The organism is Pseudomonas sp. COR18, assembly GCF_048568395.1.
GTDB classification, from domain to species: domain Bacteria; phylum Pseudomonadota; class Gammaproteobacteria; order Pseudomonadales; family Pseudomonadaceae; genus Aquipseudomonas; species Aquipseudomonas fuscovaginae_B.
In genome coordinates this window covers 6,122,508-6,144,790 of record NZ_CP183808.1, presented here as the reverse complement: position 1 = coordinate 6,144,790, position 22,283 = coordinate 6,122,508, and the positions used below count along the sequence as shown (strand labels likewise).

Annotated in this window: 22 protein-coding genes and 1 pseudogene; 11 read left to right on the top strand and 12 right to left on the bottom strand. The window is 61.6% G+C overall.

What is annotated here, in order from left to right; genetic code table 11:
- Nucleotides 1–8: 8 nt before the first annotated feature.
- The 6 genes from ACM62G_RS27685 to ACM62G_RS27660 form a co-directional block, all read right to left on the bottom strand.
- A complete protein-coding gene (locus ACM62G_RS27685; RefSeq protein WP_419736084.1) occupies nt 9–1,406 on the bottom strand; it encodes an alpha/beta hydrolase in 1,398 nt (465 codons plus the stop codon).
- Between the two features lie 223 nt (nt 1,407–1,629).
- Nucleotides 1,630–2,136 (bottom strand): AAA family ATPase, encoded by a 507-nt coding sequence (locus tag ACM62G_RS27680; protein ID WP_419736083.1) that lies wholly within the window; start codon nt 2,134–2,136, stop codon nt 1,630–1,632.
- Between the two features lie 62 nt (nt 2,137–2,198).
- Nucleotides 2,199–2,762: a hypothetical protein gene (locus tag ACM62G_RS27675; protein WP_419736082.1), complete on the bottom strand. Its 564-nt coding sequence runs from the start codon at nt 2,760–2,762 to the stop codon at nt 2,199–2,201.
- Between the two features lie 166 nt (nt 2,763–2,928).
- Entirely contained in the window at nt 2,929–3,105 is a 177-nt protein-coding gene (locus tag ACM62G_RS27670; protein ID WP_419736081.1) for a metallothionein, read from the bottom strand.
- Nucleotides 3,102–3,566 (bottom strand): phosphotransferase system, HPr-related protein, encoded by a 465-nt coding sequence (locus ACM62G_RS27665; protein ID WP_419736080.1) that lies wholly within the window; start codon nt 3,564–3,566, stop codon nt 3,102–3,104. Before ACM62G_RS27665 ends, ACM62G_RS27670 begins: the two co-directional genes overlap by 4 nt.
- A 53-nt stretch (nt 3,567–3,619) precedes the next feature.
- Nucleotides 3,620–3,757, bottom strand: a complete 138-nt coding sequence (locus ACM62G_RS27660) for a PSPA7_2676 family Cys-rich small protein (protein WP_192842800.1) — start codon at nt 3,755–3,757, stop codon at nt 3,620–3,622.
- Nucleotides 3,758–3,945: 188 nt separating this feature from the next.
- On the opposite strand from ACM62G_RS27660, the gene ACM62G_RS27655 reads away from it, so the two are divergent.
- On the top strand, nt 3,946–4,446 hold the full coding sequence (locus tag ACM62G_RS27655; RefSeq protein ID WP_419736079.1) for a DUF4142 domain-containing protein: 501 nt from the start codon (nt 3,946–3,948) through the stop codon (nt 4,444–4,446).
- 64 nt (nt 4,447–4,510) lie between these two features.
- Here the strand turns inward: ACM62G_RS27655 and ACM62G_RS27650 are convergent.
- Nucleotides 4,511–4,651: pseudogene (locus ACM62G_RS27650) on the bottom strand (DUF6021 family protein); the annotation flags it as partial.
- A 264-nt stretch (nt 4,652–4,915) separates the two neighbouring features.
- Nucleotides 4,916–5,428 (bottom strand): acyloxyacyl hydrolase, encoded by a 513-nt coding sequence (locus ACM62G_RS27645; protein ID WP_419736078.1) that lies wholly within the window; start codon nt 5,426–5,428, stop codon nt 4,916–4,918.
- Nucleotides 5,429–5,755: 327 nt separating this feature from the next.
- Between ACM62G_RS27645 and ACM62G_RS27640 the strand changes: the two genes are divergently transcribed.
- Nucleotides 5,756–6,673 (top strand): DUF72 domain-containing protein, encoded by a 918-nt coding sequence (locus tag ACM62G_RS27640; RefSeq protein WP_419736077.1) that lies wholly within the window; start codon nt 5,756–5,758, stop codon nt 6,671–6,673.
- A 94-nt stretch (nt 6,674–6,767) separates the two neighbouring features.
- A complete protein-coding gene (gene ligD / locus ACM62G_RS27635) occupies nt 6,768–9,245 on the top strand; it encodes a DNA ligase D (RefSeq protein WP_419736076.1) in 2,478 nt (825 codons plus the stop codon).
- 97 nt (nt 9,246–9,342) lie between these two features.
- On the opposite strand, the gene ACM62G_RS27630 is transcribed toward ligD, so the two are convergent.
- The 3 genes from ACM62G_RS27630 to ACM62G_RS27620 all read right to left on the bottom strand — a co-directional run bounded on the left by ACM62G_RS27630 (nt 9,343) and on the right by ACM62G_RS27620 (nt 13,673).
- The gene (locus ACM62G_RS27630; RefSeq protein WP_419736075.1) at nt 9,343–10,185 is read right to left on the bottom strand and encodes a Ku protein; all 843 of its coding nucleotides are present in this window, start codon (nt 10,183–10,185) and stop codon (nt 9,343–9,345) included.
- Nucleotides 10,186–10,417: 232 nt separating this feature from the next.
- Complete coding sequence (locus tag ACM62G_RS27625; RefSeq protein ID WP_419736074.1) at nt 10,418–12,544, bottom strand: EAL domain-containing protein; 2,127 nt, start codon at nt 12,542–12,544, stop codon at nt 10,418–10,420.
- 223 nt (nt 12,545–12,767) lie between these two features.
- Entirely contained in the window at nt 12,768–13,673 is a 906-nt protein-coding gene (locus tag ACM62G_RS27620) for a LysR substrate-binding domain-containing protein (protein ID WP_054061026.1), read from the bottom strand.
- Between the two features lie 194 nt (nt 13,674–13,867).
- Between ACM62G_RS27620 and ACM62G_RS27615 the strand changes: the two genes are divergently transcribed.
- From ACM62G_RS27615 to ACM62G_RS27580, 8 genes are all read left to right on the top strand, one after another.
- Nucleotides 13,868–14,818, top strand: coding sequence for a branched-chain amino acid ABC transporter permease (locus tag ACM62G_RS27615; RefSeq protein WP_054061025.1), 951 nt, complete (start codon nt 13,868–13,870; stop codon nt 14,816–14,818).
- Entirely contained in the window at nt 14,815–15,915 is a 1,101-nt protein-coding gene (locus tag ACM62G_RS27610) for a branched-chain amino acid ABC transporter permease (protein WP_054061024.1), read from the top strand. Before ACM62G_RS27615 ends, ACM62G_RS27610 begins: the two co-directional genes overlap by 4 nt.
- The gene (locus ACM62G_RS27605; protein WP_054064586.1) at nt 15,912–16,685 is read left to right on the top strand and encodes an ABC transporter ATP-binding protein; all 774 of its coding nucleotides are present in this window, start codon (nt 15,912–15,914) and stop codon (nt 16,683–16,685) included. Before ACM62G_RS27610 ends, ACM62G_RS27605 begins: the two co-directional genes overlap by 4 nt.
- Complete coding sequence (locus tag ACM62G_RS27600; RefSeq protein WP_419736073.1) at nt 16,678–17,394, top strand: ABC transporter ATP-binding protein; 717 nt, start codon at nt 16,678–16,680, stop codon at nt 17,392–17,394. The genes ACM62G_RS27605 and ACM62G_RS27600 overlap by 8 nt, the downstream gene beginning before the upstream one ends.
- Nucleotides 17,395–17,471: 77 nt before the next feature.
- A complete protein-coding gene (locus ACM62G_RS27595) occupies nt 17,472–18,623 on the top strand; it encodes a branched-chain amino acid ABC transporter substrate-binding protein (protein WP_054061021.1) in 1,152 nt (383 codons plus the stop codon).
- Between the two features lie 71 nt (nt 18,624–18,694).
- Nucleotides 18,695–19,186, top strand: a complete 492-nt coding sequence (locus ACM62G_RS27590) for an L-2-amino-thiazoline-4-carboxylic acid hydrolase (RefSeq protein WP_054061020.1) — start codon at nt 18,695–18,697, stop codon at nt 19,184–19,186.
- Complete coding sequence (locus ACM62G_RS27585; RefSeq protein ID WP_419736072.1) at nt 19,183–20,418, top strand: Zn-dependent hydrolase; 1,236 nt, start codon at nt 19,183–19,185, stop codon at nt 20,416–20,418. The genes ACM62G_RS27590 and ACM62G_RS27585 overlap by 4 nt, the downstream gene beginning before the upstream one ends.
- A gap of 323 nt (nt 20,419–20,741) precedes the next feature.
- On the top strand, nt 20,742–21,473 hold the full coding sequence (locus ACM62G_RS27580) for a LuxR family transcriptional regulator (RefSeq protein WP_081006095.1): 732 nt from the start codon (nt 20,742–20,744) through the stop codon (nt 21,471–21,473).
- Nucleotides 21,474–21,577: 104 nt separating this feature from the next.
- On the opposite strand, the gene ACM62G_RS27575 is transcribed toward ACM62G_RS27580, so the two are convergent.
- Nucleotides 21,578–22,177 (bottom strand): LysE family translocator, encoded by a 600-nt coding sequence (locus ACM62G_RS27575; RefSeq protein WP_054061017.1) that lies wholly within the window; start codon nt 22,175–22,177, stop codon nt 21,578–21,580.
- Nucleotides 22,178–22,283: the final 106 nt, after the last annotated feature.

Genomic DNA, 22,283 nt, shown 5'->3' with positions numbered 1-22,283 from the left:
CTTACCTGTTATGGTTGCATGATTGTGGCAGATGATGAGGTACTTTTACTGCCAAGCGCCTCGATAAAAGACCATGAAAGGGTTCCTTGCTCATCTCGATAAATATCACTATGAGCCCCTCCTCCTGTATAAAATGCGTTGTAGACAATTAAGTCGTCCGCATTGATATAGGTAAACTTTCGACTGGAATTCGGCAATGGAGCGATTAAGCCTTTTGCATCTGCTTTTACGCAATTTATGAGGCTGGAAGGTGCGGAACAGTATTCCAGGAAACTTTTTTCGCTTCCGGCGTAAGTTCCCCAAAGAGCTCTTTTGACAGCGGTGTCGTTTTTGGAGGAAGTTAAGGCTATGTTCCTTGCCCTAGGACATTTATCGTTCAGGCTCCCGTCTTGGCCCTTATCCAACAATCTGTTTGTCAAGAAAGCTCCCTGATAATTGATCAACAAATCCACCGTTCGCTTCGAAGATCGAGAGCCAGCCTCAACGGCTATTACTGGCCCGTCACAAGCGGCTGTGGTCGCCGCCCGTGCCCCAAAGCTATGTCCTATTGCTATTACTGGTATACTTCTGTTCGCAAGTTTATTAGCTTCTGGAATGGTCTTACCCAACAGAACACCTAACCAGGTTAACCCAACTTCATCGGCATCCTTTGCCTTTGTTCTGAAGCTGGTTAATTTATAAACAGGATCAAACCATGGGTTGTTCCACTGACTTGGCCAGGTCACGCCAATGACTAGTGGGTTAAATGTGACAGGACTTCTTCTGCTGGCATGCTTGATTCCCCTAATAATGGAGTTAATATTTCTTACTGCTTCTTCTTGAACGGTATTCCACCCCATTACCACAACAATTATATGAGTATAGGCTTGGGATTTTATGTCGGCACTTAGAGAATCTCTCAGTGTATCCATACCAAGCCAGCTTGAACGATACGCGTTTTTTGAGGCGATCTCGGGAGGGTACAAGGATGGTTCATCACAACCACGAAGAGGCGTTGTGGTGACGCCTGCACGATAATAGGCATTGAACAAGCTGCAATTCCTTTTTGCGCTTCCAGGAGACTGGTCACGAATAATGTGCGACACGAACATAATCTTGCCTGCGTGAGTGGCCGCCTGCTGGCTTCTGACGGTTTCATCTGCACTGTTGGGCTGCTCGAACGTCAGAGTCTCCCCAGGTTGAAGAATTTTATCAGGGTCGCCTTTCTCAATCCCGACTATATAACCACCTCCTTGGAGTGAAATTTCATCAGGGTAATAAACCGCAGAATGATAATGCATGGTGATTGGCCCATCTGTTCCCAGCTCCTTTTCTACAGGCTCCAAGAGCCGGGGCGATTCTCCGCCGAAGCAACCGCATAACAAGATGGCATTGGCTATCAGTAACCGTTTGATTACCCTACTCATGATCATCGCCATAGGTTCCATCATCCACTCAGAATGGGTTCGACGAGAGCAATCCGCAGCATCAGTGGTAGCCTCCCCGCCACCGTGTGCCCGGTAGCGGGATAGCAGTAGCTTAACGCTGCAGAGGCGGGATGGCTGAATGCGCCATTACTTTGCCATTGGTATAGATGACTCTTTGCATATTGTCGACGTGGGCTTATCTAATTAGTTGACTGCAACTGCTCTACGGCAAGGGAAAAAGGCTACTGGTGATCATTCTGGCCGCATCCGTCGGAGACATCCGGGCAGTGTCGATGCTGAACGGCGCTTCTTCCCACGCTTCGTATTCATGCTCCAGCACCGACTGCCAGCTGGGTGGCGTCAGCCCCGGAACATCCACTTCCCGTGTTTCCACCCGACGCCGATGTTCGTGCTTGTCGCTGCAAATCACCTGGATATTGACCAACCGAACGCCCGCCCGAGAGGCGATATCGCTCCATGCCTTTCGGCTTTCGGCCACCGGATTGACACAATCGGCGATGACCAGGCGACCCAAGCGGAGGTTGCTGAGTGCAAGCTCATTGGCGACCAGATAACCGCTGCGCCCCACACCCTGCGCAAGCACCCCCGAGTTGCGAATCGCCTGCTCGATCGTGTCGATCCGCAAATAAACGGCGCCTGTTGTTTCGGCCAGTGCCCTGGCAAGGGTGGTTTTTCCGGTGCCCGGCAGGCCGCTGAAGACGATGAGCATTCCCTGTCCTTCGCTTGTCGAGTGGTCGGCGTCAGCCTGAATAGCATGAAACCCGACCGACCTCACTTGAAACGCCGATAGGATTGAAACGCAAACCCCTTCTCGATGAAGTCCAGGGCATACCAGGTAGTGATCGGGCCATGATTGGTCTTCAGCTCAAAGGCATGGACAAGGCGATTGATCCTGCCGGGGAATCTCACCAGGATGACGCGGCTCTCCTTCACCAGCAGTTGCTGATAACGGTCTGCAAACAGGCGCGGTGTCTTCTCGTTTTCATCGCACGTTGGCCACCATTGGGCGAATCCGATGCGCTTGCGCCGTAGCCCGTCCAAACGGCGTGGCCACCACCAGACCGACGGCGGAATTTCGTAGACGGCCAGGCTTTGGATCAAGGCGGCGATCGCACCGGGATTGAAGAACACCAGCTTGACCAGGACGGAATCGTCCAGTTGCTCGGCGCTGATGACGTGCAGGTCGTTGGTGCTGCTCCAGTGGCTGGAGCGGGTCAGGCGATAGGTCGCCAGTTGAGTCCTTCGATTACTGATGCTCAGGCAAAGCGCCGCCACGGCTATCACGGCATTCAGGTAGGTGATGAAGGTGTCGGTGTCGGAAATCTGCAGCCCCATGTGCGTCCTGTTCCCTGGTTGCGCGACGAGAAGCCTATTGGGGGATGGAAAGGGTTGGCGGGTCAAGAGCCGTCTCCCGCAACAGCAGGCTGTGGGAAGACCAAAGGGACACTCAGCCTGGCGGGGAGCTGCCATTACAGCCACGAGCCAGGCCCGGCCACGAAACTCAAGGTGAAGTCGAATGACTTGCCTCGCCACATTTGCACTCACCCTTGCAGCAAGGCTGGTGCTGGGGGTGGCCCGTTGCACAGGCCTGGCAGCAATAGGCCTTGCCATCGCGTATGACGGCGTTGGCCCCTACGGTGCAGGAACAATGATTGCAGGCACAGCGCTGTAGGTTCATTTGGAGGTTCTCCCGTTGTTGGAGGGGACGACGTCATCGGTCCACGGCTCGCCGTCGAGCGGTGCCGAGCGCGCCAGTTCGGCCTCGTCCAGGCCAATGCCGCCGCCGATCTCAGCGGCCTTGACCCGGCGCAGGCTCTGGTCCGCCGGAGTGCCGCCGGTACCCGGTTCGTCCGGGCCGCGGGCGCCGGTTTCGTCGAACAGCGTCTCGGGGCTGAGGTCATCGAGGGTGACGTTGTCTTCATGGGGGCTGTCGCTCAGCGCCTCGCCGCCGGTCATGCCGCTCTCGGCCACGCGCCTGGCCGGATACTCCTCTTCCACTTCCCGCGCCGGGCGTTCGTCGCCGATGCGGCCCTGGCGTTCGTCGCGGCGTTCGCTGAAGTCCAGTTCATGGACGCTGGCCATGCGGTCTTCGGTGGTGTCGATATCGAGTGGAGGCTTTTGGGTGTTTGGCTTAGGCATGAGGGTTCTCCGTTTGGATGGCCGCCTGCGGCGGTTCGCCGGCAAGCCGGGTTCTACAGGTGGATGGGTTGGTCGGCATGGCGGTGGCGCACGGCCCCGCAGCGCTCGCAGCATTCGCATTTGTGCCCGGCGACGTCACTGATCAGCAGGCTGCGCCACTGGCATCCATACAACAGGCAGACGAGTTTCATCTGGCACCTCCCTGGCCCTGGAAAGAAGGCCCTTACAAAGACTGACCTGTCGCTGCCGTGAAGGTTTTATTTAATTGCGTCCCGTGTCATTGGTCGCCCGCGCCCGCAAAAAAACTAAACCTTTTTCCCAGGCCCCGGGTCGCACCTAACGCGACACTGAAGTCGCACCAACGAGCAAGGAGTGAAAGATGAGCAATCCATTCTTCAAATACGCGGGCCTGGCGCTGGCACTGGGCATGGCATCGCTGCAGGTGCAGGCCGCGACCTCCAACGATTTCGTCGATGCCGCCACCGAATCGGGCATCTCCGAAGTGGTGCTCGGCAAGCTGGCCCAGGAGAAGAGCCACAGCGCCGACATCAAGCAGTTCGCCGCAAAGATGGTCAGCGATCACACCCAGGCCAACCAGAAGCTCTCCGAGATCGCCCACAAGCTGGACATCGAGGTGCCCGACGAGGTGGCGCTGACCGACAAGGTCAAGAAGATGATCCTGGAATGGCGTGACGAATCCTTCGACAAGTCCTATGTCGAGAACCAGCTCAAGGCTCACGAAAAAGCCGTGGAGCTGTTCAAGAAGGAAGCGGCTTCCTCGGACAAGGCCGAGCTGAAGGCGTTCGCCAGCGAGACCCTGCCGACGCTCGAGCATCACCTGGAGCAGGTCAAGGCGTTGCATGCCAGCCATGGCAAGTGACGGACATCCGTAGTTGATGAGCCGGGTCCAGGGGCTCCCGGATGGCCCCCGGCCCCGGTTTTATCTAGTGCTGGCGCTCGTCCCTGGGCGGTTTTGCCGGCCCTTGGGGATCCACTTGCGGGTCCTCCAGGTCTGGGGAGTCCGGATCGAAGCCGAGGTCGTTCTTCACACTCGCCTGTTCGGATGAATGCGGGCCCTGGTCCCGGGCTGTTTTTTGTGCGGTGGAGTCGTGCCCGGTTCCGGACGAGCCGTCGGGCCGGTGAGCATCGTTATCCCGCTCTTGCTCACCCTGGGTTTTCGCCTGTGCTTGCGTGTCTTTTTCCATGTCGCCTCCTAGCCTTTGCGGTATGCGGGCGCCCGCTTGACAGTCGCCGATAGCTTACCGCCCACGTTGAACACGAAGGGGTAGACCGCTGCCGTCGCCGGGGTGTTCAGAATCATTTGCCCGAATTCGCTCTCGCCAGGCCCGTCAGATATCGTGGCTATAGAACAATGAGTACGACTCTATGCCCTGGTTTGGCTTCTTGATACTCGCGTTGGAATAATGAATGACGCGAACACCCAGGCGCTGATTGTTCGTCAACTTGATACCGGCGCCCAGTCGGTCTTCAAAGTTGAAGGCACTTCCCAGTTTCTTGTCGCCGACTCTCGAGCCCGAGAAAGTGGAGACACCTACACCGATCTCCACAAAGGGTACTACGCCCGAGTTGCCGAACTCGTAGACGAATACCGGGGCGAAAGAAAGAGTGTGACGCGTTCCCGCCTGATCTCCGGCCCCCCAATAGGTGTAGCCCATATCCCAATAGCCGGTCAGATGCCCTGTGGAAGTATTGAACCACTGCTGATCCCAGCCAAAGCCCAGGCCCGCGCGAAGGGCCGGGGCTCCCTGGCCTGTAGCGCCGATGGCCGCGGAAATTTCCGCAGCCTGTACCCCGGTTCCGAAACAGCCTGCAAACAAGGCGGGGATCAGTAACTTTCTCACAACAATTCCTTAATATCATCAGTGGCTCTATTCAATTTCCTACATCGTGCCCGGTATTTGGCAAGATACCTGAAGGCAGCAATCATCGCCGTCATGGGTAATAACTAACGACGGCGCGAAGTTTAAAGTGTGTATCCACTGCGATGATATAAGGCGAAGAAGGCCGAATCTGTCAGATCGAGGCCGATGGGAATCCCGATTCACCACTCGACGACAGTAGGTAGAACAGCCATCAATCACCCAGGCCGTTTGTCCATCGCCCTGAACCCTCCAGGATTCCCAAGGGTCGCTATGAGTATGTATTGACTCGAATGAATGGATGCACTCATGAGCGAGATCCGCATTGGTATTTCCGGTTGGCGCTACAGCCCGTGGCGCAAGGATTTCTATCCGAAGGGGCTGCGCCAGGATGATGAGTTGGCCTTCGCTTCGCGGGCAGTCAACACCATCGAGATCAATGGTTCGTTCTATGCCCTGCAGACGCCTGAACGCTATGTGCAGTGGCGCGACAGCACGCCGGATGGCTTTGTGTTTTCGGTCAAGGCGCCGCGCTACATCACCCATGTGCGCAGGCTTCGCGAGATCGACGAGCCGCTGGCCAATTTCTTCGCTTCAGGCCCGCTGATGCTGGGGGACAAGCTGGGGCCGTTTCTCTGGCAGTTTCCGCCGTCGATGACGTTCGATGAACAGCGCTTCAGCGACTTCCTGGAAAAATTGCCCAAGGACCGCCAGGCCGCCCGGGCTTGCGCCGGACATGCCGCCGAGCGCCTGCAGGGCAACGGCGGCACCACCATTCGCGGTAACGCGCGCTTGCGCCATGCCGTGGAAATCCGGCATCCGAGTTTTCTCTGCGAGACGTTCGTCGACCTGTTGCGCAAGCACGAGGTGGCGCTGGTGGTCTCCGACAGTGCCGGTAAATGGCCGTATGTCGAGGATGTCACCGCCGATTTCGTCTACCTGCGCCTGCACGGCGACGTCGAACTCTACAGCAGCGGCTACACCGCCAAGGCGCTGCACCGTTGGCGCTCGCGGATCCAGGCCTGGAGCGAGGGGGGCCAGCCGCGGGATGCCGAGCTGATCGTTCAGCGGGCACCGGCCCGGCGGGCTTCGCGTGACGTGTACTGCTACTTCGACAACGACCAGAAGGTGCACGCTCCGTACGACGCCCGCCGCCTGCTGGCCGATCTCGGCCTGGACGACGAACTGGTCACCGAGCCCGGCGTGGAGCCGCAGGTGCAGCTATAGGCAGGCTCTGCGGCAGCCACGAGCTTTTTTGAACTCCCGGATTGGCCCTCGCCTCCCAAGCAGAGAGACCTCGTGAATCGTTATGGAGCCCGTCATGGCCAAGCCTCTTGAGGAATATCAGCGCAAACGCGACTTCAATGCCACGCCCGAGCCCGCCGGCAAGCGTCGGCGCCCCGATACGGCGCACGCGCTGCAGTACTGCATTCAGAAGCATGACGCCAGCCATCTGCATTATGACTTTCGCCTCGAGCTGGACGGCACCCTGAAAAGCTGGGCGATCCCCAAGGGCCCCTCGCTCGACCCCAAGGTTCGTCGCCTGGCGGTTCACGTCGAAGACCACCCGCTGGACTATGCGGATTTCGAGGGCAACATCCCCGAGGGGCATTACGGCGCCGGTGACGTGATCGTCTGGGACCGCGGCATCTGGGAGCCGGAGGGCGATCCTCGTGAAGCCTATGCCAAGGGCAAGCTGCGTTTTCGCCTGCAAGGCGAGAAGCTGTCGGGCACCTGGAACCTGTTCCGCACTCACCTGGCGGGCAAGAAGGAGCAATGGATGCTGGTCAAGTCCCACGACGGCCAGGCCCGCAGCGAAGCGGATTACAGCATCGTCGCCGCTCTCCCCGACAGCGTACTCAGCGATCGAACCCTGGTGCCGCGCCAGGCGGCCTCGCCTGCTCGCCAACATGAAGCCAAACCGAAGCCGCGGCCCCAGGCGGCCAGCCTGCCGGCGGCGCTGCAACCGCAGCTTGCCACCCTGGTCGACTCGCCACCCAGCGGGGACTGGCGCTACGAGGTCAAGTTCGACGGCTACCGCATCCTGGCCCGTATCGACGGGGATGACGTTCGCCTGTTCACCCGCAACGGCCACGACTGGAGCGCGAAAATGCCGCGCCAGGTCAAGGCGCTCAAGGCACTGGGCCTGGATTCGGCGTGGCTCGATGGCGAGATGGTCGTCCTGGACCGTCACGGCGTTGCCGATTTCCAGGCGTTGCAGAATGCTTTCGACACCGAGCATGACGAGCGCATCACCTACTACCTGTTCGATCTGCCCTTCCTCGGCGGCAAGGACCTGCGCCCGCTACCGATACAGGATCGGCGCGGTACCCTGGCGCAATTGCTCGAACACAACGGCTCCGAACGACTGAAGTTTTCCGCCGATTTCGATCAGCCGGTCGAGGCGCTGCTCGACAGCGCCTGTCGCCTGGAACTGGAAGGCCTGATTGGCAAACGCGCCGACAGTCCTTACCGGGGCCGTCGCAGCAGTGACTGGGTCAAGCTCAAGTGCAAGCGGCGCCAGGAGTTCGTGGTCGTGGGTTATACCGAGCCCAAGGGCCGCCGCACCGCCTTCGGGGCCCTGCTGCTGGCCCTGCACGACCCCGACCGTGGCGAACTGCGCTACGCCGGCAAGGTAGGTACCGGTTTCAGCGCCGTGACGCTGGCGAGCATTCATGGGCGTCTCAAGCCGCTGGAAACCAGGAAGCCGGCGCTGGCCAATCCACCGACCGGCGCCGAAGCCCGTGATGTGCATTGGCTCAAGCCGCAGTTGCTGGCCGAGGTTGCCTATGCGCAGATGACCCGGGACGGCGTGGTGCGTCATTCGGTCTTTCACGGCCTGCGCGATGACAAACCGGCCAGCGGCATCGATCTGGAACTGGCCCAGCCCGGCAAAAAGGCTGTGCAGGCGCCGCCCGCAGAAACGGGTAGCCTGCGACTGACCCACCCCGACCGGGTGATCGACGCGACCACCGGCACCACCAAGCGGCAGATCGCCGAATACTACGCCCAGGTCGCCGGCTGGCTGCTGCCACAGCTCAAGGATCGGCCGGTGGCGCTGGTGCGCGCACCGGATGGCCTGGGCGGCGAGATGTTCTTCCAGAAACATGCCGGGCAGTTGCACCTTCCCGGCGTGGTCAGCTATGGCAAGGAACAGGCCGGACAGGCGGCGATGGTGTTCGATCGCGCCGACAGTCTGCTGGCTGCGGTGCAGATGAACATGCTCGAACTGCACACCTGGAACGCTACCGACAAGGACTTTGACCAGCCGGACCGCTTCGTCCTCGACCTCGACCCCGACCCGGCGCTGCCGTGGAAGGCCATGCTCGAAGCCACTCGGTTGACCCTGACGCTGCTCGACGAGCTGGGCCTGAAGGTGTTTCTCAAGACCAGTGGCGGCAAGGGCATGCACCTGGTGGTGCCGTTGACCCGGCGAGCGGGATGGGATGAGGTGAAAGACTTCTGCCACGCCATCGTCGAGCACTTGGCAGGGCTGTTTCCGGATCGGCTCAGTGCCGTGTCAGGGCCGAAGAACCGGATCGGGCGGATCTTCATCGACTATCTGCGCAACGGCAGAGGGGCGACCACCGTCGCCGCCTATTCGCTGCGCGCCCGTGAAGGATTGCCGGTGTCGGTGCCGATCTGGCGTGAGGAGCTGACGCAGCTCAAGGGGGCCAACCAGTGGAACATCGGCAACCTGCATGAGCGCCTGGCCGAGGTGGATGACCCGTGGGCGGAGATGGCCAAGGTGCGCCAGTCGATCACTGTGCGTATGCGCCGGCAACTGGGGATCGGCTGAGGGGCTGCCGGCCGGCTCGCGGCAACAGGCGCGTTCGCGGATAAAGCGGGGGGCCGCATTTATCCGCGAACAGGTCGGCGGGCCTGCGCCTTCCTCCTCAGGATGCCTTGCGGGGCCGTTTCGCCGCCGGCTTCTTCTTCGTCCTGGCGCCACCGCTCCCCGCCAGGCTGCGCTTGAGCAGCTCGGTCAGGTCGATGATGTCCGCGCCCTTCTCGCCGCCCTCCTCGCCCTTGTCCACGGTCTCGATCCTGCCCTTGCTGGCTTTCTCCTGAACCAGGTCGAGAATGGTCTGGCGAAACGCATCATGGTAATCGTCAGGCGTCCAGGGCCCGCTCATCTCTTCCACCAGCCGCTTGGCCATCTCCCGTTCGCGCTTGTCCAGCTTGCTGGCGGTCACGCTGCTGTCCAGCTCCAACGTGTCCAGCCCGCGCACTTCATCGGGCCAACGCAGGGTGATCAGCACCAGCGCCGCGTCCAGTGGCCGCAACAGCGCCAGGTGCTGGCGGGTGTGCAGCACCACCGTGGCCAGGGCGACCTTGCCAGTGCTGTGAAGGGTTTCGCGCAATAAGGCATAGACCTTGCCGCCGCGCTGGTCCGGGCTGAGGTAGTACGGCGTATCGAAGTGTTGCAAGGGGATCTCGCTGGCCTCGACGAAAGAGAAGATATCGATGGTCTGGGTTGCGGCGGGTCGGGCCTGGCGGATCTCTTCTTCGCTGATCACCACATAGCGGCCCTTTTCGTACTCCACGCCCTTGACGATGTTGTCCTTTTCGATCTCCTTGCCGGTCACCTTGTTCACCCGCTTGTAGCCCACCGGGTCCATGCTGCGCTTGTCGAGCCAGTCGAAATCCACGCCCTGGGCGTGCACGGCAGTGTTCAGGGATACCGGGATATGCACGAGACCGAAGCTGATCGCACCTTTCCAGAGGGCTCGGGCCATGGTTGCCTCCTACGCATGGATGGGTTGGGCGGGTGGGTTGCAGCTCGGCTTGCCGCAGCCCAGGCAGACGGGTTTCCTCGGCCACCGCCCTGGCCCACTCGAAACGGGGCCCTTATCAGAACTGACTACGCGGTGCGCCGAAGGTTTGGTTAATTGGCGGCGCAAAGCCCTGCCGGACCGCGCCTGAGCGCGCGGGCAAGGCTTGTGGGCCCTTTCGCGGGCAAGCCCGCTCCTACAGGGAGGCCGCTGGCGACAAGCGTTCGTCCGCCTCCGAGGACAGGCTCCCCAGCCGCTCGTCCGCCGGCATCGGCCGTCCGAAGAAGTAGCCCTGGAAGTGCGAGCAACCTTCGATGATCAGTTGCTCCACCTGCTGGGCAGTCTCCACCCCTTCCGCGGTGGTCTTGATCAGCAGGCTGTTGCTCATGCCGGTAATGGCTCTGATGATCGCCAGCGCTTCCTTGCTATGGGCCATCTCGCGCACAAACGACATGTCGATCTTGATCCGGTCGAACGGGAACGAGCGCAGATAACCGAGTGACGAGTAGCCGGTGCCGAAGTCATCGAGGGAGATGGCCACGCCCAGTGCCTTCAAGGCCCGGAGCATGTTCACGTTCTCTTCGCTGTTGTCCAGCAGCACCGATTCGGTGATCTCCAGCTCCAGGCGTGACGGTGCCAGGCCGGCGTCCGCCAGGGCCAGCGCCACCGAATCCACCAGGCCAGGGTTCTTGAACTGGATCGGCGACAGGTTCACCGAAACGGTCTGCTCCGTGCCCCAACTGGCCGCCTCCTGACAGGCCAGGTTCAGGGCCCGGTTGCCGACCTCGTGGATCAGGCCGGTCTCTTCCGCCATGGAAATGAAGTCGCTCGGCATGATCATCCCCTTGGTCGGGTGCCGCCAGCGCAGCAGTGCCTCGTAGCCGGAGATCTCCTTGCCGCACCGGGTGACGATCGGCTGGTAGTGCAGTTGCAGATGACCGAAGTGCAGCGCCGTGCGCAGGTCGGTTTCCATGGTGCGACGATAGCGTGCCGCCTCGTCCAGCTGCGGCCTGAAGCGTTCGAAGCGACTGCGGCCGTTGCGCTTGGCCTCGTACAGGGCCATGTCCGCGTAGCCCATCAGTTGCTCGGGATGATGGTGGTCTTGCGGCGACAGGGCGATACCGATACTCATGCCGACCGAGCAGCTGTGGCCGTCGATCAGGAACGCCGGGCGAATCGCCTGGATCAGCCGTTGCGCGGTCATCTCGGCGACCTCGGCCGTCTCCAGATCCGGCAGGATCACAGCGAATTCGTCGCCGCCCAGCCGCGCCAGGGTGTCGTTGTCACGCAGTTCGGCCCGCAGGCGCGCGCTGAGTACCCGCAGCAGCTTGTCGCCGAAACCGTGGCCGAGGGCGTCGTTGACGTTCTTGAAGTCGTCCAGGTCCAGGCACAGCGTGGCAGTGATCCTGCCCGTGCCCTTGGCTTGCTGCAGCGCGTTTCTCAGCCGCTCGTGGAACAGCACGCGGTTTGGCAGGCCGGTGAGCGCGTCATGGTGGGCCATGTGGTGGATCTTGGCGTTCGCGGCCAGTTCGACGCTGACGTCCTCGGCGACGAACAGCACGTACTCGGAGGCGTTGCCGGGGTCCTGGTTGAGCACGGTGCGGCTTCTGAGGGTCCTGGGGCCGCGATTGGTATTGACCAGGGTCTCGACGGTCCTGACCTGGCCGATGCGCAGGTCCTGGCTCATCTGCTGTTCGATATAGGCGGCCGACTCCGCCGGCAGGCAGTCGGCCATGAGCTTGCCGACCATGCTGCCGCCGTTCGGCACGAACAGCGCCTCGGCCTGGTCGTTGGCCAGCAGCACCCGGTTGGTCTGCACGTCCTTGACAATGACGCTGGCGGGAATATTGGAAATGACCGAGTCGAGGAAGCGCGACAGCGAGGCCATCTCGGCGCTGTACTGTTCGGCCAGCACCTTGGCTTCCATCAGTTGCAGCTCGTTGTCGCGCTTCTCGGTGATGTCCCGGGTGATCTTGGCGAAGCCGATCAGTTGCCCGTGGTCATCATGAATCGCGTCGATCACCACGTGGGCCCAGAAGGCGCTGCCATCCTTCTTCAGGCGCCAGCCCTGGTCCTCGAAGCGGCCGGTCCGCCGGGCAATCTCCAGGTTCTGCGCCGGCTGGTCGCGCTCACGCTCCTCCTCGCTGTAGAACAGCGAGAAGTTATTGCCGACGATTTCCCCGGCGGTGTACCCCTTGGCGCGCTCGGCGCCGGGATTCCAGTTCGCGACGATGCCCTCGGGAGTGAGCATGTAGATGGCATAGTCCACCACGCTCTGGATGAGCAGGCGGTACATGGCATCGGAATCGTCAATGAACTGCATACTGGCGAACCTCGAATGGCGCGGGGGGATGGTAAACAGCGGGCACATCCGCGTGCCCAAGGTAGTGGCATTATGCCGCTCCAAGAACTGAAGCGATACAAACGTAACGTCCGTGTGCCGGCAAGATTCAGCCTGGGCCAAGACGTCATCCCTTGGGGAGCTGGCTATCTTTGACTCCGGCACAGTCTCGCGGCGCCCGCAAGGGGTCGTTTGCGCAGCGTACTCAGCCCGGGTTGCCGATCAGGCTGCGCTTGATCCAGCTATAGAGGTTCAGGCCCTCGCGGGACAGTTCGCTGTCAGCACGCCGGCACAGGTAGTAGCCGCGACCGTCATCGACCGTGCTATCGAACAGCCGCACCAGTTCGCCGCTGGCCACGTAAGGCATTACCAGCGGTTCACGCAGCAGCGCACAGCCGAGCCCGGTCAGTGTCGCCGTCAATGCCAGTTGCCCATCCTCGAACAACAGCCCGTTAAGCGCAGTGGAGCGGCGTACGCCCGCCTGCTGGAACCATTGCGCCCACGTGCCCCGTTCTTCGTCGTGCAACAGCGGCAGCTCGACCAGCGCCTCGGGACTGTCGATCGGCCCGTGGCGCTGCAGGAACTCGCGACTGCAGAACGCCGCAACGGCGCCGGAGATCAGCGGTTCGCTGTGATAGCCCGGCCAGTGGCCGGTACCGAAGCGGATCGAGATATCCGCCGCATCGCTCGGATAGCTGCGGTGGTTGGCGTAGGTGACACTGATGTCCAGGCCGGGGTTTTCCTCAAGAAACTCGGGCAGGCGCGGAATGAACAGGTTGATGCCGAACAACGGGATCAGGCTGATGGTGACCTGGCGCAGCGCCGACTTTTCCCGCACGTGGTCGGTGGCGCTGCGCAATACCGCGAAGGCCGAGCGGATCGCCCGGTAATACTCGCGGCCCTCCTCGGTCAGGATCAGGTTGCGCCCCTGCCGGAAGGTCAGCGGTTGCTGCAGAAACTCCTCCAGCAGGCGCAACTGGTGGCTGATGGCAGACGCCGAGATGTCCAGCTCGCGCGCGGCGGCATTGACGCCACCGTGACGGGCGAAGGCTTCGAAGGTGCGTACTGCACGAAGGGGCGGATCGCTATCTAACTGTTCTGTATTTTTCATGTGTTGAGAATATTCTAAAAATAAAACGCTGAAAACCACTGTTTTTCGCAAGATTTCTAGGTTTTTGCTTTGGTTATAAGCATAGTTTTTACAGATATTTGATAAAAATAGAATGTAGAACTACTGTGCGCCTCTTCCCGGCCCGGCCTTTGTGCGTTTGCGGTCGTTCTGGCACCAGAGGCTTTTTCGCTGCAATGGATACCCTGATACAACAACTGCTCAACGGCCTGATGCTCGGCAGCCTGTATGCCTTGGTCGCATTGGGTTACACCATGGTCTACGGGATACTGCGGATCATCAACTTCGCCCATGGCGACCTGTTGATGATGGGCGCGCTGATCGGCCTGTCGCTCATCCACCTGCTGAAATCACTGTTCCCAGCTCTGCCCGGCCTGCTGGTATTGCTGCTGGCGACCCTGGGCGCCATGGCCGCCTGCGCGTTGCTCGCGGTGCTGATCGAACGCGTCGCCTACCGGCGTCTGCGCAACGCCCCGCGCCTGGCGCCGCTGATCAGCGGTATCGGTGTTTCACTGTTGTTGCAGACCGTGGCGATGCTGGTGTGGTCGCGCAACCCGCAGATGTTCGTGCAACTGCTACCGCTAGACCCGATCGAAGTCACCCCCGGTGATGACCTGCACCCACCCGCCATCACCAACGTCACGGCACTCGCCACCATCGGCATCGCCTCCGCCCTGATGGCCGCGCTGCTCCTGCTGGTCCATCACACCCGCCTGGGCCGGGCCATGCGCGCCGTGGCGGAAAACCCGCAGGTCGCCAGCCTGATGGGCATCAACCCCAACCAGGTGATTGTGCTGACCTTCGCCATCGGCGGCGCACTGGCGGCGCTGGCCGGAATCATGATGGCCAGCAACTACGGCAGCGCGCACTTCTACATGGGTTTTCTGCCCGGCATCAAGGCCTTCACCGCCGCGGTGCTTGGCGGGATCGGCAACCTCAAGGGCGCGATGCTCGGCGGCATCGTGCTCGGCCTGATCGAGTCCCTGGGCACCGGTTACCTCGGTGAAGCCACTGGCGGCGTATTCGGCAGCAACTATCAGGACGTGTTCGCCTTCATGGTGCTGATCGCCGTGCTGGTGCTGCGCCCTACCGGCCTTCTGGGCGAACGACTGGCGAGCCGCGCATGACCGTCGAATCGATCCTCAACAACACCGCACCACGGGCAAAACTCGGCCTGCTGCTGTTCGCCGCCGCCCTGCTGCTCGCCCCCTGGTTGGTCGGCCAGGCGGGCGGCAACGCCTGGGTCCGCACCCTGGACTTCGCGCTGCTGTACATCATGCTGGCGCTGGGCCTGAACATCGTGGTCGGCTACGCCGGGCTGCTGGACATGGGCTTCATCGCCTTCTATGCGGTCGGCGCTTACCTGGCCGCCCTGCTCTCCTCGCCGCACCTGCTCACCCAGTTTCCGTCGCTGGCCGCCGCGCTGCCCGGCGGGATGCATGCGCCGCTGTGGCTAATCCTGCCGCTGGCCGCGCTGCTGGCCGCCGGCCTGGGCATCCTGCTCGGTGCACCGACCCTGCGCCTGCGTGGCGATTACCTGGCGATCGTGACCCTGGGCTTCGGCGAGATCATCCGCATCTTCATGCGCAACCTCGACCGTCCGATCAACCTGACCAATGGCCCCAAGGGCATTTCCTCGGTCGATCCCCTGCAACTGTGGGGTGTGAACCTGGCCCGCACCCAGGAGCTGTTCGGCCTGCGCCTGCCGTCGGTGTACCTGTATTACTACCTGTTCGCGGCGCTGATGGTGGCGATCCTGTTCACCTGCATTCGCCTGCAGCGCTCGCGTATCGGTCGCGCCTGGCTGGCGATCCGCGAGGATGAGCAGGCCGCCGAAGCGATGGGCCTCAACACCCGCAACCTGAAACTGCTGGCGTTCGCCATCGGCGCGGCCTTTGGCGGTGTCAGCGGGGCGTTGTTCGCCTCGTTCCAGGGCTTTGTCTCGCCGGAATCCTTCACACTCAACGAATCGATCGCCGTGCTGGCGATGGTGGTGCTCGGTGGCATGGGCCACGTTCCGGGAGTGATTCTCGGCTGCGTGCTGCTGGCCGCCCTGCCGGAGGTGCTGCGAGCGAGCACGGGCAGCCTGCAACAGGCCCTGTTCGGCCAGGTGCTGCTGGACCCGGAAATCATCCGTCAACTGTTCTACGGCCTGGCGCTGATCCTCGCCATGCTTTATCGACCAGCTGGCCTCTGGCCAGCCGGTAACGGAGGCGCGCGATGAGCACGATCCTGCTGGAAATCAACGGCGTGAACAAACGCTTTGGCGGCGTGGCGGCACTTTGCGACGTGAGTCTGAGCATCGAGAACGGCCATATCCATGGACTGATCGGCCCCAATGGTGCCGGCAAGACCACCTTCTTCAATGTGATGACCGGTTTGTACCGCGCCGATTCGGGGCAGTTCCATCTCGACGGCCAGGACTACCGGCCTTCGTCGGTACACAAGGTGGCGCAGGCCGGAATTGCCCGCACCTTCCAGAATATCCGCCTGTTCAACGCCATGAGCGCGCTGGAAAACGTCATGGTCGGGCGACATGTGCGCACCCGCAACGGCGTCTGGGCGGCCTTGAGCGGCCATCGACGCGGCCGCGAGGAGGAGCGCCAGACCCGCGAGCGGGCCCGGCAACTGCTCGACTACGTGGGCATCGGCCGGTTCGCCGATTACCGCGCCGACAGCCTGTCCTACGGCCACCAGCGCCGGCTGGAAATCGCCCGGGCACTGGCTACAGAACCGCGCCTGCTGGCCCTCGACGAGCCGGCGGCGGGCATGAACCTCAGCGAAAAACGGCAATTGCGCGAGCTGCTGGAAAAGATCCGCGCCGACCGCTGCACCGTGTTACTGATCGAGCACGACGTCAAGCTGGTCATGGGCATCTGCGACCAGTTGACGGTACTCGACCACGGGCAGGTCATCGCCCGGGGCGATGCCGAAACGGTCCGCCGCGACCCGGCGGTAATCCAGGCCTATCTCGGAGCTGGCGCCCATGCCTGAAGCCCTTCTGCGCATCCAGGGTCTGAGCGTGCACTACGGCGCCATCGCCGCGGTCAAGTTGCTGGACCTGCACATCGACCCGGGTGAGCGGGTCACGCTGATCGGTGCCAACGGCGCCGGCAAGACCTCGACCCTCAAGGCGCTGACCGGGCTGCTGCCGGCCAGCGCCGGCGAGATCCGCTTCGCCGGTCGCTCGATTGCCGGCCGTGCCGCCCACGAACTGCTGCGCCAGGGCATCGCCATGGTGCCGGAAGGCCGTGGCGTGTTCGCGCGCATGAGCGTGCTGGAGAACCTGCACGCCGGCGCCTTCTGCCGCACCGACCAGGAACAGGTCGAGCAGGAGATCGAGAGTTGGCTGGAACGATTTCCCCATCTGCACCGTCGCGTCCGGCAACCGGCCGGGCTGTTGTCCGGTGGTGAACAGCAGATGCTGGCCCTGGCCCGCGCACTGATGTCGCGCCCGCGCCTCCTGGTGCTGGACGAACCGTCGATGGGCCTGGCGCCGATCATGGTGGAGAAGATTTTCGAGGTGATCGATCAGGTCTGCGACAGCGGCATGACCCTGCTGCTGGTCGAGCAGAACGCACGTCTCGCCCTGCAGGTCTGCCAGCGTGCCTATGTCATGGACAGCGGCCGGGTCAGCCTGCACGGCGCCTCGGCGGACCTGCGGGACGATCCGCATGTCCGTGCCGCCTACCTCGGCGAATGAACCCGAACCGCCACCGGGCCTCCGGAGCCAATAAAACCAGCGACCCGTCAGGTCGCACTCTGCAACAGGACACCCACATGCACATCACTGCCCTCATCAAGCGCGCCGGTCTGATCGGTATCGCCATCAGCAGCCTGGCCAGCGCTGTTGCCCAGGCCGACCAGCAGGTTCTCATCGGCCTGGCCGGCCCCCTCACCGGCCCTTCCGCACGGATCGGCAAGGACCTGGAAAACGGCGCGCAATTGGCGATCGACGCAGCCAACGCCCGCCACCCGAAAATCCATGGCGAAGCCGTGACCTACAAACTGTTGTCGGAAGACGACCAGTCCGACCCACGCACCGCCGTGACCGTCGCCCAGCGCCTGGTCGATGCCGGTGTGGTCGGTGTGGTCGGCCACTGGAACACCGGTACCAGCATTCCGGCGGCGCGGGTCTATCATGACGCCGGCATTGCCCAGGTCGCGCCGGTCGCCACCGGCCACGCCTACACCCAACAGGGCTTCGACACCAGCTTCCGGGTCATGGGCCATGACGATGATGGCGGCCAGGTCGCCGGTCGCTACGCGCTGGAAACCCTGAAAGCCAGACGCATCGCCGTGATCGACGACCGCACCGCCTTCGGCCAGGGTCTGGCCGACCAGTTCGTCAAATCCATCGAGGCAAATGGCGGCAGCGTGGTGTCGCGCGAATACGTCGACGACAAGACCGTGGACTTCAGCGCCGTGCTGACCACCGTCCGCAGCAAGAACCCAGACCTGATCTTCTTCGGCGGCGTCGATGCCCAGGCCGCGCCCCTGGCCCGCCGCATCCGGCAACTGGGAATCAAGGCCACGCTGATGGGCGCCGGTGGCTTCGTCAGCCAGACCTTCCTTGAACTGGCGCAGAAGGAAGGCGAAGGCGTCATTGCCCTGGAGCCGGGCCTGGCCGTGGCACAAATGCCTGGCGGCAAGGCGTTCGAGCAGACCTACGAGCAACACTACAAGACCCATATCGAGCTGCACGCCCCCTTCGCCTACGATGGCGTTGGTGTGTTGATCGCCGCTATCGAGAAGGCCGACTCCACCGACCCGGCCAAGTACCTGCCGGTGCTCAAGGCCAGCCAGTACCAGGGCGTCACCGGTCCGATCGCCTTCGACGCCGAAGGCAACCTGAAGAACCCGACCTTTACCGTTTACCAGGTCAAGGCCAATACCTGGCGGCCGGTCAGCGTAGCCGGCGGCCAACAATAACCCGGCCGGCGGTGGCGATCCCTGTATCACCACCGCCCGGACGGTCCGTGGAGCTGATGGAGGCACACACTATGAGTCAACATGACGGAGAACTGGGCATCCTCGCCCGCCGGCGAATCGAGGCCGAGATCATCAAACCCATCTACGAAATCCTGGTGCGCGACTACGGCAAGGACAAGGCCGCCGCGGTGATCGGTGAGGCCGTGTCCCAGGCCGCGGTCGAGGCCGGCCGGCAATTTGCTGCGCGCGAGCCCAATGGCCCCGACCTGCAGGGTTTCGTCGACCTGCAGGAGCTCTGGGAGAAGGACGACGCGCTGAAGGTCGACGTGATCGCCAGCGACGCCACCCACTTCGACTACGACGTGCACCGCTGCCGCTACGCCGAGATGTACCACGAGATGGGCCTGGGTGAGATCGGCCACCTGCTCTCGTGCAACCGCGACGAACTGTTCATTGTCGGCTACGACCCACGGGTCGAGCTCAAGCGCACCCAGACCATCATGGGCGGTGCTTCCCATTGCGACTTCCGCTACCAGGTCAAACCACAGGACGGTGAGGCATGAGCCAGCCACTGCGCATCGATGGCGAACGCCTGTGGGACTCGCTGATGGAAATGGCCCGTATCGGTGCCACCGAGAACGGCGGGGTTTCACGCCTGGCCCTTACCGAAGAAGACCGCCGTGGCCGCGACCTGTTCGTGCAATGGGCACGTGAGGCCGGCTGCAGCATCCGCATCGACGCCATGGGCAACATCTTCGCCCGTCGTGCCGGCCGCGACGACAGCCTGGCGCCAGTGATCACCGGCTCCCACGGTGACTCGCAACCTGCGGGCGGCAAATTCGACGGGATCTACGGCGTGCTGGCAGGGCTCGAGGTGATCCGTACTCTCAACGACCTTGGCATCGAGACCGAGCGGCCGCTCGAAGTGATCAACTGGACCAACGAGGAAGGCTCGCGCTTCGCCCCCGCGATGATCGCTTCCGGTGTCTACGCCGGGGTGTTCGACCTCGACTACGGCCTGTCGCGCACCGACGCCGAGGGCATCACCCTCGGCCAGGCCCTGGCAAGCATTGGCTACGCCGGCTCCGAACCGATGGGCGGCCGCGATATCCATGCCGCGTTCGAATTGCACATCGAGCAGGGGCCGATCCTTGAGGCCGAAGACATCACCATCGGTGTTGTCACCGGGGCACAGGGGCAGCGCTGGTACGAGGTCGAGCTTTTCGGCCGCAGCGCCCATGCTGGCACCACGCCGATGGCCCTGCGCCTGGATGCTTTCCTCGGCCTGGCACGGGTCGCCGAGGCGGTCAATGCCCTGGGCCTGGCCCAGGGCGATGAAGGCCGGGCGACCATTGGCCTGATCAAGGTATTCCCCAACTCGCGCAACGTGGTGCCGGGGCGGGTGTTCTTCAGTGTCGAGTTCCGCCATCCGCGGGAGGAAGCGCTGGCCGGACTGGATCGAGAGTTCCGCCAGCAGGTCCAACGCATTGCCGAAGGCATGGGCTTGCGCTGGAAGGTCGAGCAGATCTTCGATTATGCGCCGATCGACTTCGACGCCGGCTGCATCGACAGTGTCAGGCGCGCCGCCGAGCAACTGGGGTACAGCCACAGGGATATGGTCTCCGGCGCCGGCCATGACGCCTGCTACCTCAACCGCGTCGCGCCGACCTCGATGATCTTCGTGCCTTGCGTCGACGGCCTGAGCCATAACGAGGCTGAACACATCCATCCGCACTGGGCCGAGGCTGGCACCCAGGTGTTGCTGCTGGCGATGCTGGACAAGAGCGCTCGTTGACGCACAGCAGGCCACCCTCGTGCCTGCCCTGACACCTTTCACCTGCGGTGAAAACGACGTGTCTACCGGGGAACTTGTTCGTGACTGGGCGGTCACACAGTTCCTCCGGTACGGACTGAATCGTCGCGAAGGACCTGACCACCCTGGCCGGTCAAGGCAAGGGAATGACGTCAAACATGAGTGATTCAGTCGGTTTTTTACCTTGGATGATTTCACTTTGACACATGTTGAAATGGTTTTTCGTCGATGTTATAAAACAGATGTCACCCCCCACTACGGATGCATAAATCGGCGCACATTGAGCTGACCGGAGCCCGTTTCTCATGCCCAAACTCCGCACAATCAAACATACGTTTGATCTGGCTAGAGAAGTTGAAAACAACATGCCTGGGGCCAGCGAAAAAACCTATGTCGAAGTCTTGAGCTGGGCACTTCAAAAGCTGGAAATAACACGATTCGCCTATGTCTACGCCGACTCGCACTTAATTGAAAACGGCGAAATTTCCATTCATGGAAACTATCCGCAAGAATGGGTCGACACCTATCGCAAACAGGCACTCTACAAGTCCGATCCGGTCATGGCCAATGCCGCCATCACCTCATCCCCTTTTTTCTGGGCGACGATACACGACCGTGCCCGTACTCCCAACAAAGTCTTCGAGCAATCCGCCCGTTATGGTATCGACCAGGGCTTCAGTATTCCCACTCATGAGCCCGGCAGTGCTTTCGGTTCATTGCACTTGCCCTGTGTCGAAGGCGACCCTGACTTTGAACGCATCATTCACTCGAATCTGTTCCTGATCCAGGCAATCAGTACCATCATCCATCAGCACCGGCCCATTGAAGAGAACCAGGAAGAGTTGCTGTCACTGAGCCCCAGGGAAATCGAGTTTCTACACTGGCTGGCCCTTGGCAAGAACTATCAGGAGATTGGCCTGATCATGAATATCACTGAACGCACGGTGAAATTCTACGCCAAGAAAATTACCGAGAAACTGGGTTGCACCAATATCAGACAGGCCATGGTCAAGGCCATTCGCTACAATATTTTCTAACCGATAGTCCCGAGTCAGCCCCTCTTTCCTTCCCCGCGGGTCTTTCACCGCCGAGGCCGACCCGGTTATCGTCTTGATCTTTCCAGCACTGCGCCAGGAATCTTTCAGGCCAGGATAACTTTCGAGGCCAAGTTGTACAAGGCCATGCTGGCAAACAGCCCGATGACCAAGGAAACAAATTTATTGACCCTGTTGCCCGATATGAACGATGAGAAGTTGCGTTCGCAAAACGCCCCCAGACTCACCCAGACAAGAGCCACGGGCAGAATCACCAGGGAAAAGACGGCCATGAATTCCAGGTAGCTTTGCAGATGCAGGAAGGTGCCTGGCGGGGCCACGAATGAGGCGAAAAACAGCCCTTTCGGGTTGGTCAGGGTTGCCACGAACAGCGCCGAAACCGAGATGGCAGAAGGTTTTCCGGAGGCATCGGCCTGCGCCGAAAACCACAATTTCAGGGAAATGTAGAACAGGAATATCACCGCCAGGCTCTTGGTCAGCACCACCACCCATGCGTAATCCTGCGTCAGCGCATCGATGAAGAACCCCCACGCGGTGATCTGGATCAGGTAGGCCGTCCATTCGGCGAGAATCAACTTCAGTGAATAAGTCCCCAGACCACGAGTGACCCCCGACTGCAGCAGCAGCGAGTTCGTCGGACCTGGTACCAGCAGTACCGTCAGCATCGCAATTGCAACGTAGTACATGACACGCCCCCTAAAAATTCCACAATGGATTTATTTCACGCTCGACGTTTCCGCACTCTGGAAAAGTCGTTCTTCCCTGCCTCGCCGATTAAAGGCGGGCGCACCT

Bases quoted from the DNA above. Each gene is read 5' to 3' on its own strand.
- ACM62G_RS27685 (WP_419736084.1), bottom strand. From the start codon at position 1,406: ATGAGTAGGGTAATCAAACGGTTACTGATAGCCAATGCCATCTTGTTA.
- ACM62G_RS27600 (WP_419736073.1), top strand. From the start codon at position 16,678: ATGCCTGAAGCCCTTCTGCGCATCCAGGGTCTGAGCGTGCACTACGGC.
- ACM62G_RS27615 (WP_054061025.1), top strand. From the start codon at position 13,868: ATGGATACCCTGATACAACAACTGCTCAACGGCCTGATGCTCGGCAGC.
- ACM62G_RS27675 (WP_419736082.1), bottom strand. From the start codon at position 2,762: ATGGGGCTGCAGATTTCCGACACCGACACCTTCATCACCTACCTGAAT.
- ACM62G_RS27680 (WP_419736083.1), bottom strand. From the start codon at position 2,136: ATGCTCATCGTCTTCAGCGGCCTGCCGGGCACCGGAAAAACCACCCTT.
- ACM62G_RS27625 (WP_419736074.1), bottom strand. From the start codon at position 12,544: ATGCAGTTCATTGACGATTCCGATGCCATGTACCGCCTGCTCATCCAG.
- ACM62G_RS27585 (WP_419736072.1), top strand. From the start codon at position 19,183: ATGAGCCAGCCACTGCGCATCGATGGCGAACGCCTGTGGGACTCGCTG.
- ACM62G_RS27640 (WP_419736077.1), top strand. From the start codon at position 5,756: ATGAGCGAGATCCGCATTGGTATTTCCGGTTGGCGCTACAGCCCGTGG.
- ACM62G_RS27655 (WP_419736079.1), top strand. From the start codon at position 3,946: ATGAGCAATCCATTCTTCAAATACGCGGGCCTGGCGCTGGCACTGGGC.
- ACM62G_RS27595 (WP_054061021.1), top strand. From the start codon at position 17,472: ATGCACATCACTGCCCTCATCAAGCGCGCCGGTCTGATCGGTATCGCC.
- ligD (WP_419736076.1), top strand. From the start codon at position 6,768: ATGGCCAAGCCTCTTGAGGAATATCAGCGCAAACGCGACTTCAATGCC.
- ACM62G_RS27590 (WP_054061020.1), top strand. From the start codon at position 18,695: ATGAGTCAACATGACGGAGAACTGGGCATCCTCGCCCGCCGGCGAATC.
- ACM62G_RS27630 (WP_419736075.1), bottom strand. From the start codon at position 10,185: ATGGCCCGAGCCCTCTGGAAAGGTGCGATCAGCTTCGGTCTCGTGCAT.
- ACM62G_RS27665 (WP_419736080.1), bottom strand. From the start codon at position 3,566: ATGCCTAAGCCAAACACCCAAAAGCCTCCACTCGATATCGACACCACC.
- ACM62G_RS27670 (WP_419736081.1), bottom strand. From the start codon at position 3,105: ATGAACCTACAGCGCTGTGCCTGCAATCATTGTTCCTGCACCGTAGGG.
- ACM62G_RS27575 (WP_054061017.1), bottom strand. From the start codon at position 22,177: ATGTACTACGTTGCAATTGCGATGCTGACGGTACTGCTGGTACCAGGT.
- ACM62G_RS27660 (WP_192842800.1), bottom strand. From the start codon at position 3,757: ATGAAACTCGTCTGCCTGTTGTATGGATGCCAGTGGCGCAGCCTGCTG.
- ACM62G_RS27610 (WP_054061024.1), top strand. From the start codon at position 14,815: ATGACCGTCGAATCGATCCTCAACAACACCGCACCACGGGCAAAACTC.
- ACM62G_RS27620 (WP_054061026.1), bottom strand. From the start codon at position 13,673: ATGAAAAATACAGAACAGTTAGATAGCGATCCGCCCCTTCGTGCAGTA.
- ACM62G_RS27605 (WP_054064586.1), top strand. From the start codon at position 15,912: ATGAGCACGATCCTGCTGGAAATCAACGGCGTGAACAAACGCTTTGGC.
- ACM62G_RS27580 (WP_081006095.1), top strand. From the start codon at position 20,742: ATGCCCAAACTCCGCACAATCAAACATACGTTTGATCTGGCTAGAGAA.